The 11,549-nt window shown below is 71.7% G+C and carries 7 protein-coding genes; 1 reads left to right on the top strand and 6 read right to left on the bottom strand.

Annotation, left to right across the window (positions count from 1 at the left end; all coding sequences use genetic code 11):
• Positions 1 to 207 precede the first annotated feature (207 nt).
• Positions 208 to 3,228, bottom strand: coding sequence for a glycoside hydrolase family 3 protein (locus FNH09_RS12910; protein ID WP_152887289.1), 3,021 nt, complete (start codon positions 3,226 to 3,228; stop codon positions 208 to 210).
• Positions 3,229 to 3,516: 288 nt separating this feature from the next.
• Between FNH09_RS12910 and FNH09_RS12905 the strand changes: the two genes are divergently transcribed.
• A complete protein-coding gene (locus tag FNH09_RS12905) occupies positions 3,517 to 5,382 on the top strand; it encodes a ricin-type beta-trefoil lectin domain protein (protein WP_152887287.1) in 1,866 nt (621 codons plus the stop codon).
• 58 nt (positions 5,383 to 5,440) lie between these two features.
• Here the strand turns inward: FNH09_RS12905 and cimA are convergent, their stop codons facing one another.
• From cimA to ureA, 5 genes are all read right to left on the bottom strand, one after another.
• Entirely contained in the window at positions 5,441 to 7,045 is a 1,605-nt protein-coding gene (gene cimA / locus FNH09_RS12900; protein ID WP_152887285.1) for a citramalate synthase, read from the bottom strand.
• A 376-nt stretch (positions 7,046 to 7,421) separates the two neighbouring features.
• Positions 7,422 to 8,042: a TetR/AcrR family transcriptional regulator gene (locus FNH09_RS12890; RefSeq protein WP_152887283.1), complete on the bottom strand. Its 621-nt coding sequence runs from the start codon at positions 8,040 to 8,042 to the stop codon at positions 7,422 to 7,424.
• Between the two features lie 17 nt (positions 8,043 to 8,059).
• Positions 8,060 to 9,097: an agmatine deiminase family protein gene (locus FNH09_RS12885; protein WP_152887281.1), complete on the bottom strand. Its 1,038-nt coding sequence runs from the start codon at positions 9,095 to 9,097 to the stop codon at positions 8,060 to 8,062.
• Between the two features lie 8 nt (positions 9,098 to 9,105).
• On the bottom strand, positions 9,106 to 10,815 hold the full coding sequence (locus FNH09_RS12880; RefSeq protein WP_152887279.1) for an urease subunit alpha: 1,710 nt from the start codon (positions 10,813 to 10,815) through the stop codon (positions 9,106 to 9,108).
• Positions 10,812 to 11,516, bottom strand: coding sequence for an urease subunit gamma (ureA, locus tag FNH09_RS12875; RefSeq protein ID WP_162468507.1), 705 nt, complete (start codon positions 11,514 to 11,516; stop codon positions 10,812 to 10,814). Before ureA ends, FNH09_RS12880 begins: the two co-directional genes overlap by 4 nt.
• Positions 11,517 to 11,549: the final 33 nt, after the last annotated feature.

Genomic DNA, 11,549 nt, shown 5'->3' with positions numbered 1-11,549 from the left:
GGCCGCGACGCCACCGGGGGTGTCCGAGGCGGTGGGGGCGGCCGAAGCGGGTGCCGGGCCCGCCCACACCGCGGCGAGGGCGGCGAGCAGGAGGGCCGGCACCAGCCGGGGGAGGCTTCGGGTCCGTACCACGTCCGTCATGGTTCGAAGTTACCCGAAGCCTCCCAAAAGAGGGCATTCACTCGTACGGGAGACGCGGTGCCCGGGTCAGGCCGCCCGGTACGCCTCCGTCAGCTTCCGCACGGCCGCGCCGTAGCGTCCGGTCAGCAGCAGGTGGTCGGCGTCGGCGAAGGGCTTCGCCAGCGCCGCGGTGATGTGCTGCCCCGCCTTCTGCTGGACGAGCAGCCGGGCCTTCGTGACGAGCGCGCGCCCCGCCGTCCCGCGGTGCGCCCGTTCGGCGGCGGCGGCCGCCAGCCCGAGCGCCTTCAGCGTCGACAGGCCGCCCGCGGGCGTCCTGCCGAGCGTCGTCAGGCCCCAGCCGTACGGGAACTGCGGGTCGTACGCCGAGTCGCCGACGTTGATCGGCAGCTGGGCCTCGGACCTGGGCCAGGTGACGGGGAGCTGTCCGGTGAACGGGCGCCTTCCGTACAGCACGTCGGCCACGCCCGCGCCCTCGGTGCCCGGCAGCCAGGAGGCCACCAGGGCGTCGATGTCACCCAGCCGGTCGCCGATGAGCTGCGGGCGCCCGGAGACGATCAGCACCGCGCACTTCATGGCCGCGCACACCTTGTCCACGGCCGCCTTGTCGGCCGCGGTCAGCTCCAGGTCGTTGCCGTTGCCGACGTCGCCGACGCCCTCGGCGTACGGGGTCTCGCCGACCACGACCACGCCCACGTCGTAACCGGCGGTCGGGGCCGAGGCGTCCTTGGAGTAGGTGACGTCGCCGCCCGCGTCGCGCATGCCCTGGAGGATGGTCGTGCCCTTGGTGATCGGGCCGGACGAGCCCTGCCAGGTGAGGGTCCAGCCGCCGGTCTGGTTGCCGAGGTCGTCGGCGTTCGAGCCGGCGACGTACACCTTCTGCGACTTCTTCAGGGGCAGTACGGCGTCCGCGTTCTTCAGCAGGACCTGGGACTCGGCGGCGGCCTGCCGCGCCACCGCCCGGTGCGCGGCCGAGCCGATCCGCGAGGCGCCGCCCGTGTCCGCGTAGGGCTTCTCGAAGAGGCCCAGCTCGAACTTCTGGGTCAGGATGCGGGAGACGGCGTCGTCGATCCGCCGCTCACTCACCCGGCCCGCGGTCGCCTCGGCGACGAGCGCCGTACGGAAGTCCTTGTAGGAGTAAGGCACCATCATCATGTCGACGCCCGCGTTGACCGAGGTGCGCACGTGCGAGGCGTAGTCGCCGGGGAGCTGGTCGATGGCGTTCCAGTCGCTGATGACGAAGCCGTCGAAGCCCATCCGGCCCTTGAGCACGCCGTTGATCATGTCGGCGCGGGCGTGCATCTTCACCGGTCCCAGGCCGTCGCCGACGATGTCGAGCGAGGAGTAGGACGGCATGACCGTGCCGACGCCCCGGTCGACCGCGGTCCTGAAGGGGGCCAGGTGGACGGCCTCCAGCTCCTGCCGGGTGACCTTGGTGACGCCCTGGTCCAGGGTGTACGAGCCCGTGGTGGACGTGCCGTACCCGGTGCCGCCGTCGCCGACGAAGTGCTTGGCGGTGGCGAGGACCTTGTCGCCGCGCTTGAGGTCCTTGCCGCTGCGGGCGCCCTGGAGGCCCTGGACGATCGTCTCCATGGACTCGACGAGCGCCGGGTCCTCGCCGAAGGACTCGTAGGAGCGGCCCCAGCGTTCGTCGCGCGACACGCACAGGCAGGGCGCGAAGTCCCAGGGGATGCCGGTGGCGCGTACCTCGGCCGCGGTCACCGCGCCCGTCCGCTCGGCGAGGGCCGGGTCACGGGTGGCGCCGATGCCGATGTTGTGGGGCATGACCGTGGCGCCGGCGAGGTTGTTGTGGCCGTGCACCGCGTCCACGCCGTAGATCAGCGGGATCTGGAACCGGGTGGCCTGCGCCCTGAGCTGGAAGCCGTCGATCATCTTGGCCCAGGCTTCGGGGGTGTTGGGGGTCGGCGTGGAGCCGCCGCCGGAGAGCAGCGAGCCGAGGTCGTAGGCGGCGACGTCACCGCCGTTGCCCACCGCGCCCCGCTCGGCCTGGGTCATCTGGCCGGCCTTCTCCGCCAGGGACATCCGGGACAGCAGGTCGGCGACCCGCTTCTTCACGGGCAGTTTCGCATCCAGGTACGGCAGTCCGTGGGCGTCGATCACGACCTGCGGGGTCTCGGCGGGAGCCTTGGCGCCGGTCACCGTGAGCTTGAGCGGGATCGTCTCGGCCGCTTCGGCGGACTTGTCGCGCAGGGTCGGGACCTTGACGACGCGGCTGGTGCCGGACGTCGTGCCCGCCGGGAAGGTGATCTCGCCGTGGACCGGGGTGTAGTCCCGGCCGGAGGTGGCGGTGCCGCCCGCGCTCTCGTAGGCGACGGTCACGGGCTCGTCGATCGGGGCGGCGCCGGTGGTGGCGACGGAGACCTTCACGGCGGCCGTGCCGCCCTCGCGTACCGGGTAGACGGCGGCGTCGGTGGTGACGGAGGCCCGCAGGGACTGGTCGGCCCTGCCGTACAGCTCGACGTCGTCCATGGCGAACTGCCCCTGGAGACCGACCGGGAGGGTGAGGGCGTAGCCCCACATCTGCGTCAGCCCGAGGACGTGGTCGATCCCGCCGACGGGCTGGTAGTCCGTGCGATAGACGAAGTCGGCGAAGGGGATCTCGATCTGTTTCCAGCCGGTGAAGTCGTCGGTGAAGGAGGTCGTCCACAGCTCGGAGGCCTCGCCGTTCGCACCGCCGTCCTTGATCTCGAAGGAGATCTTCCTGGTGGTGTTCCGGCCGTCCCACCAGAAGCGGATGCCCTTGTGGGCGGACCAGTCGTGGGCCGGTTCGGTCGCGGCGAAGTCGTGGGTGAAGCCGCCGTAGCCGCTGATGTCGTAGGTGCCGGTGAGGACCTTGGCGCCCTCGGGGGCGTCGGCGCGCTCGGTGAGCTGGAGGGCGGGCGGGTCGTCGGCGTCGCCGCCCCAGGTGAAGATGCCCTCGGCGGGCTGGCCCGCGAAGGGAACCTCGCCCTCGAAGCGGTCGACGGGGACCGGCGGCGGGTCGGCGGCGCCGGACGCGGTGCCGACGGCGGTCAGCGGCAGCAAAGCGGTGAGCAGGGCGGCGGAGGCGATCAGGGCGGTTCTTCGCATGGACCTTCCCTTTGGCTCTCGTGAGTCCTCTGACGGGCGGCCGGGGTGCGGCCGGCCCCACACGTGACCCAGTCCAACTCACGGCTTAGATCACGGCGTGAGTTAACTGGGGGCTCCGGGCGCCGTCAAGACTTCACACCAGAACCGGTACGCACTCAACTCCCGGCCGGATCTGGCATGTTGATCCTTCAGAATGTGAACGCCCAACCTCTTGACGCCCATCCGAAGCCGTCATTTACTCACGGCTCGCACGCCTCCCCACCCCCACCTCCAGAAGGGCGGCGCTCCATGAGGAGATCGACTCGGGCCATCCGGCTGCTGATCGCCGGGTTGCTCACCACGGCCGGCTTCACCGCGGCCGCACCGGCGCACGCGGCCGGTGAGCAGGTCACGGTCTGGCTCACCACCACCGACGACAGCGGCGGTCGGCATGTGGTCCGCGGCCTCCAGGCGCAGACCCCGTTCGCCTTCCAGTCCGGGACGGGCGGCGGCGGCGGTGAGAACATCACCGTCGACGAGAACACCCGCTACCAGACCTTCACCGGCGGCGGCGCGTCCTTCACGGACACCGCGGCCTGGCTGATGAACGGCAGCGGTGCGCTGTCGCAGTCGACCCGGGACGCGACCATGCGCAAGCTGTTCTCGCCGACGGACGGGATCGGGCTGTCGTTCCTGCGCAATCCCATGGGCGCCTCGGACCTGGCGCGGTACGGGTACACGTACGACGACGTGCCGGCCGGGCAGACGGACGCCTCGCTGTCGAAGTTCTCGATCGCCCACGACCTCGCGGACGTCGTGCCGCTGACGCGGCAGGCCCTCCAGCTGAACCCGTCCCTGACGGTGATGGCCTCGCCGTGGACCGCGCCGGCCTGGATGAAGGACAGCGGGCAGCTCAACGGGGGCTGGCTGAAGGCCGAGGACTACGGGGCCTACGCGTCGTACTTCGTGAAGTACCTCCAGGCGTACCGGGACCAGGGCGTGCCGGTCTCGTACGTGACCGCGCAGAACGAGCCGACGTGCTGCTCGGGGTATCCGTCGATGAGCTGGAACGCCTCGGGGCTGGCCTACTTCACCAAGAGCGAACTGCTGCCGAAGCTGGCCGCGGCGGGACTGTCGACGAAGGTGCTGGCGCACGACTGGAACTGGGACGTGTACGACGGGTACGCGGCGCAGACGGTGGACGACGCGGCGGTCCGCTCGCATCCGAACTTCGGCGGCATCGCCTGGCACGGCTACGGCGGCGACATCGCGAAGCAGACGAGCGTGCACAACCAGTACCCGGGCCTCGACGCCTTCGGGACCGAGCACTCCGGCGGCACCTGGATCGCGAACCAGCAGCGCGAGGACATGCTCAACATCGTCGACTACACCCGCAACTGGGCGAAGTCGGTGACCAAGTGGTCGCTCGCCGTGGACCAGAACATGGGCCCGCACAACGGCGGTTGCGGCACCTGCACCGGGCTGGTCACCGTGCACAACGGGGACGGGGCGAGCGGCACGGTCGACTACACGATCGAGTACTACACGATGGGGCACCTGACCAAGTTCGTCCGGCCCGGGGCGCAGCGGATCGCCTCCACGGCGTCGTCGGCCGTCCCGAACGTCGCCTGGCGCAATCCGGACGGGTCGAAGGCGCTGATCGCCTACAACGACGGCTCGGCGGCGAGGACGGTCACCGTCAACTGGGGCGGCCAGCACGCGACGTACTCGCTGCCCGGCAAGACGTCGGCGACCTTCACCTGGTCGGGGACGCAGTCGGGCGGGGGCAGCCAGTCGGGGGCGTTCGTCGGGCTGGCGGGCAAGTGCCTCGACGTGGCGGGCGCGTCGAGCGCCAACGGCACCGCGGTGCAGCTCTACGACTGCAACGGGTCCACCGCGCAGTCCTGGACCGTGCAGGGCGACGGATCCGTGCGCGCGCTCGGCAAGTGCCTCGACGTCACGTCGGGGTCGACCGCCGACGGTGCCAAGGTCCAGCTCTACGACTGCAACGGTTCGGGCGCCCAGCAGTGGTCGTACAACGCCTCGACCGGTGACGTGGTGAACACGGCGGCGAACAAGTGTCTGGACGTCACGGACAACTCGTCGGCGAACGGGGCACGGGCGCAGATCTGGTCCTGCACGGGCGCCGCCAACCAGAAGTGGCGGCTCCAGTAGTCCCGCGCCTTCGACGCCCCGGGGGTGTCTCCCCCGGGGCGTGCGACAGGGACGGGCTCTACGCCGCGGGTTCCACGCCGGCGCGCAGGAGGCCGTACGTGTACGCGTCCTCCAGGGCCTGCCAGGAGGCGGCGATGACGTTCTCCGCGACGCCGACCGTCGACCACTCGCCCGTGCCGTCCGAGGTGGAGATCAGCACCCGGGTGGTGGACTGGGTGCCGTGCTTGCCCTCCAGGATGCGGACCTTGTAGTCCACCAGCTCCAGCTGGGCGAGCTGGGGGTAGATCTTCTCCAGGGCCACCCGCAGGGCCCGGTCCAGGGCGTTGACGGGGCCGTTGCCCTCCGCCGTGGCGACGATGCGCTCGCCCTTGGCGAAGAGCTTGACCGTGGCCTCGTTGGCGTGCGAGCCGTCGGGGCGGTCCTCGACGATCGCGCGCCAGGACTCGACCTCGAAGTACGTGCGGGCCCTGCCCTCGGCCTCGGCGCGCAGCAGCAGTTCGAAGCTGGCGTCCGCCGCCTCGAAGGTGTAGCCCTTGAGCTCGCGCTCCTTGACCCGCTCGACGACCCGGCCGACGAGCTCGCGGTCGTCGCTGATGTCGATGCCGAGTTCCTTGCCCTTGAGCTCGACCGAGGCGCGGCCGGCCATGTCGGACACCAGCATCCGCATGGTGTTGCCGACCTCTTCGGGCTCGATGTGCTGGTACAGGGCCGGGTCGACCTTGATCGCGGAGGCGTGCAGGCCGCCCTTGTGGGCGAAGGCCGAGACACCGACGTAGGGCTGGTGGGTGGCCGGGGTCAGGTTGACCACCTCGGCGATGGCGTGCGAGATCCGGGTCATCTCCCGCAGCGCGCCCTCGGGCAGCACCTTCTTGCCGTACTTCAGCTCCAGCGCGGCGACCACCGGGAAGAGGTTGGAGTTGCCGACCCGCTCGCCGTAGCCGTTCGCCGTGCACTGGACGTGGGTCGCGCCCGCGTCGACGGCGGCGAGCGTGTTGGCGACCGCGCACCCGGTGTCGTCCTGGGCGTGGATGCCGAGCCGGGCGCCGGTGTCGGCGAGGACGGTGGCGACGACCGCCTGGACCTGGGCCGGGAGCATTCCGCCGTTGGTGTCGCACAGGACCACCACGTCGGCGCCCGCCTCCGCGGCGGTCCGTACGACGGCCTTGGCGTACTCCGGATTGGCGCGGTAGCCGTCGAAGAAGTGCTCGCAGTCGACGAAGACGCGGCGGCCCTGGGAGCGCAGGTAGGAGACGGTGTCGCGGACCATCTCCAGGTTCTCGTCCAGCGTGGTGCGCAGCGCCAGTTCCACATGCCGGTCGTGGGACTTCGCGACCAGCGTGATCACCGGGGCGCCGGAGTCCAGCAGCGCCTTGACCTGGGCGTCCTCGGCGGCCTTGGCGTTGGCGCGGCGGGTGGAGCCGAAGGCGACGAGCGTGGCGTGCTTGAAGTCGATCTCCTGCTGCGCGCGGGCGAAGAACTCCGTGTCGCGGGGGTTGGCGCCGGGCCAGCCGCCCTCGATGAAGCCCACGCCGAAGTCGTCCAGGTGCCGTGCGATGGCCAGCTTGTCGGCGACGGTGAGGTTGATGCCCTCCCGCTGGGCGCCGTCGCGCAGGGTGGTGTCGAAGACGTGGAACGAGTCGTCGAGTTCGCTGGTTTCCGTCATGGGTTCAAGGCTCCTGTTTTGGATCTCGGTCTACCGGAATGACCGGCTCCACCGTCCCCCCACGGTTCCGTGCGCTTCGCTCCCTGGCTGAAGGTGGGCCGGGAAAACGAAAAACCTCTCGCGGGTGCGAGAGGTCTGCGCGCGGGTCGAGGACACGATGGCCGCCCGTACCTGGTCGTACGTGGCGGTCACTGCGGACCGGCGCGCCTGCTGCCAATAATCATGGCGAACGAGAGCACGGCGGCAGTCTGGCACAATTCGCCCCCGTGCTCACCGTCCGTCTCAGGATGCGAACAGCGCGCTGCCCATTCGTGGACACCGCACGGGCCGGGACCGGCCGCGCCGTGGGGCGCCGGCGTACGACCCGGGCGGCCGGTCAGCCGTCCGCGGGCCCGGTCCGCGCCAGCGTCTGGTCCAGGAACTCCCGGGCGTGGCCGAGCACCTGCGCCCGGCCGGTGCCGCGCAGCCCGATCGCCACATGGATGGACAGACCGTCGAGGAGGGCGCGCAGCCGGGTGGCGTAGCGGTCGGGGTCGACCGGGCGGATCTCGCCGCGCGAGATGCCCTCCGCGAGCAGGGCGACGAGGTCGCGGTGCCAGGCGCCCTCGATCGCGGCCTGGCGGTCGCGGGCGTCGTCGTCCGCGTTCTGCGAGCGGTTCCAGACCTCCAGCCACAGGGTCCAGTGCGGATCGTGATGGCCGTCGGGGACGTACAGGTCGACGAACGCGTCGAGGCGTTCGCGGACGGGCGCCGCGCGGGTGAGGAGCCGGCCCCGCTCGGCGCCCAGCCTGCTCTCGCTCCACTCCAGGGTCTGGAGCAGCAGCTCGTCCTTGGAGTGGAAGTAGTACAGGAGGTGGCCGCTGCTCATGCCGACCTCGCGGCCGAGCCCCGCCATGGTGAGCTTCTCCAGACCGCGCTCGGCGATCATGTCCATGGCCGCGGCGAGGACCTCCTCGCGTGGCGGCGCATTCTTGCGCGCCCGCGCCGCACCGGCCATCCCTTGCTCCTGTGGTGTCAGACCTTCGGTTGCTGCTGGGTGATGCAGTGGATGCCACCGCCACCGGAGAAGATCGTACGGGCGTCCACCAGCGTCACCGTCCGCTCGGGGAACAGGCGGCCGAAGATTCCGGCCGCGACCTCGTCCCGCGGGTCGTCGAAGCCGCACAGCACCACACCGTCGTTGCACAGGTAGTGGTTGATGTAGGAGTAGTCGGCCCAGTGGCCGTCGGCCTCCAGGACGGTGGGCGCGGGGACCTCGACGACCTCCAGCGGGCGGCCGTGCGCGTCGGTCTGGGCGCGCAGGATGCCGATGACCTCGCGGGTCACCTCGTGGTCGGGGTGCGCCGGGTCGGGCTGGTGGTGCGCGACCACCACGCCCGGACGGGCGAAGGCGGCGACGATGTCGACATGGCCGAGGGTGCCGAAGCCGTGCGGGGGGTAGTCGCCGGTGAGGCCGCGCGGCAGCCAGATCGCCTTGCGGGTGCCGAGCTGGGCGTGGATCTCCGCCTCCACCTGCTCACGGGTCCAGCCCGGGTTGCGCTCGGGGCCGAGCTGCACGGTCTCGGTCAGCAGGACGGTGCCCTCGCCGTCGACGTGGATCGCGCCGCCCTCGTTGACGAGCTCCGAGGCGTACGTCCGGGCTCCCGCGAGGTCCGAGACCTGCGCTGCGATCTTCGCGTCGTGCTCCCAGCGGGCCCAGTGCTGGGCGCCCCAGCCGTTGAACGTCCAGTCGACGGCCGCGAGTCGCCCCTTGCCGTCGGTGAGGAAGGTGGGGCCGATGTCGCGCATCCAGGCGTCGTCGAGGTCGCGTTCGACCGTGTCGACGCCGGGTCCGAGGAGCTCGGCGGCCTGCGCGCTCTGCCCGGGACCGCACACCACGGTGACGGGTTCGAAGCGGCGGACCGCACGGGCGACCGACGCCCAGGCCGCGCGGGAGGCGGCGAGGTCCTCGGGGTCGTCGAAGGTCGGGTTGGGGCCCGGCCACGCCATCCAGGTGCGCTCGTGCGGGGTCCACTCGGCGGGCATGCGGAAGCCGTCGGCGGCAGCAGACATGGTGATCCTTAGAGGAAGTACAGGCGGTTGAGGGCGACCGAGTCGGCCGGTTCGGAGCGGACGGGTTCGCCGTCGAGGGTGACCAGGCCGGTGCGCTGGTCCACGTCGACCGCTCCGGTGCGGGAGTTCAGGCGCAGGTCGGCGGGGCCGATGCCCCGGGTGCCGCGCACCGCGACCCGGCGCCGGCGGGTCGGCATCGTGTCGTTGCCCTGGTCCAGGGCGGCCCGGGCGACGAAGGCGACGGAAAGGTCGGCGGGCGTGGCGCCGTACGCGCCGAACTGCGGCCCGAGGACGAGCGGTTCGCAGGTGTCGGTGGCCGCGTTGGGGTCGCCGACCACGCCGTACGCCGGGAAGCCGGCCTTGAGCACGAGCTGCGGCTTGGCGCCGAAGTACTCCGGCCGCCACAGCACGATGTCGGCGAGCTTGCCGGTCTCGATGGAGCCGACCTCGTGCGCGAGACCGTGCGCGATGGCGGGGTTGATGGTCAGCTTGGCGATGTAGCGCAGGACCCGCTCGTTGTCGTGGTCCTCGGGGGCGCCGAACTCGGCCTTCATCTTCCCGGCCATGGCGAACGTACGGCGTACGGTCTCCCCCGCGCGCCCCATGCCCTGCGCGTCGGACGAGGTGATGCCGATCGCGCCCAGGTCGTGCAGCACGTCCTCGGCGCCCATGGTGCCGGCCCGGATGCGATCGCGGGCCATGGCGGCGTCGCCGGGCAGGTCGGTCTTGAGGTCGTGGACGGAGACGATCATGCCGTAGTGCTCGGCGACCGCGTCCCGGCCGAAGGGCAGGGTGGGGTTGGTGGAGGAGCCGATGACGTTCGGCACGCCCGCCATCTTCAGCACGTTCGGCACGTGTCCGCCGCCGCAGCCCTCGATGTGGAAGGCGTGGATGGTGCGGCCCTCCAGGACCCGGAGGGTGTCCTCGACCGACAGGCACTCGTTCAGCCCGTCGCTGTGCAGGGCGACCTGGACGTCGTGCTCCTCGGCGACGCGCAGCGCGGTGTCCAGCGCCCGGGTGTGGGCGCCCATGTCCTCGTGCACCTTGAAGCCGGAGGCGCCGCCCTCGGCGAGCGCCTCGACCAGCGGGGCCGCGTGCGAGGAGGAACCCCGGCCCAGGAAGCCGATGTTGACCGGCCAGGCGTCGAAGGCGTTGAAGGCGTGCCGCAACGCCCACGGTGAGTTGACGCCGACACCCCACACCGGCCCGAACTCCTGGCCGATGATCGTGGTCACGCCGGAGGCCAGCGAGGCCTCCATGATGCGCGGCGACAGCAGGTGGACATGGGTGTCGACGGCCCCGGCGGTGGCGATGAGCCCCTCGCCGGAGACGATCGAGGTGCCGGTGCCGACCACCACGTCGACCCCGTCGAGGGTGTCGGGGTTGCCGGCCCGTCCGATGGCGTGGATGCGGCCTTCCCGGATGCCGATGGAGACCTTGCGGATCCCCTGCACGGCGTCGATCACGACGACGTTGCTGATCACGACGTCGCAGGTGTCGCGGACCGCGGCCGCCTTGAGGTGCAGACCGTCGCGGGCGGTCTTGCCGAAGCCGGCCAGGAACTCGTCGCCGTAGTGCTGGGCGTCGGACTCGACGCGGATCGTCAGACCGGAGTCGCCGAGGCGGACCCGGTCGCCGGCCCGCGGACCGTGGGTGGCGGCGTACTCGTACGGGGTGAGACGGCGGGTGTCGGCGGGGTGGCCTCCGGGGCGGCTCATCGCTCGGCCTCCTGGTCAGGGGTGTGCGGTACGCCGAGGTAGCCGCAGGCGGCGGCCCGGCGCAGGGCCTCCCCCCGGGCTCCCGGCGCGTCGAGCGGCCCGTCGACCAGGCCGGCGAAGCCGATCGCGATCCGCTCGCCGCCGATCGGCACGAGCCCGACCTCGGCGCTCTCGCCGGGGCCGAAGCGCACCGAGGATCCGGCCGGGACCGCCAGCCGCATCCCGTAGGCCTGTCCGCGCGGGAAGTCGAGGCGCGGGTTGGCCTCGAAGAAGTGGAAGTGGGAGGTGACCGAGACCGGGACGGCCGCGGTGTTGGTGACCGTCAGCCGGACGGCGGCCTCGGGCTCGGCGTGCTCGGGGCCCGGCAGCAGCGCGCCGGGTCCTTCGTCGCCCAGTCCGCCGCCGATCGGGTCGCTGACCACCGCCAGACGTGAGCCGTCGTCGAACACGGCCTCGACGTGCACCTCGGTGACGATGTCGGCGACGCCCGGCAGGACGTCCTGCGGCCCGAGCACGGACCGGGCCGCGGCGATCGCCTCCGCCAGCCGCCTGCCGTCGCGGGCGGCCTCGCAGACGGTGTCCGCGATGATCGCGGTCGCCTCCGGCACGTTCAGCCGCAGACCGCGGGCGCGGCGGGCACGGGCCAGTTCGGCGGCCCCGAAGAGCAGCAGCCGGTCACGTTCGGTGGGAGTCAGTCTCACGGCACGGCACCTCCTTGCCTTCCTCAGGTTAGA

The organism is Streptomyces adustus, from assembly GCF_009377175.1.
GTDB lineage: Bacteria > Actinomycetota > Actinomycetes > Streptomycetales > Streptomycetaceae > Streptomyces > Streptomyces adustus.
Note: the sequence above shows the minus strand (reverse complement) of the source record. Positions and strands in the feature narration are given on the sequence as shown.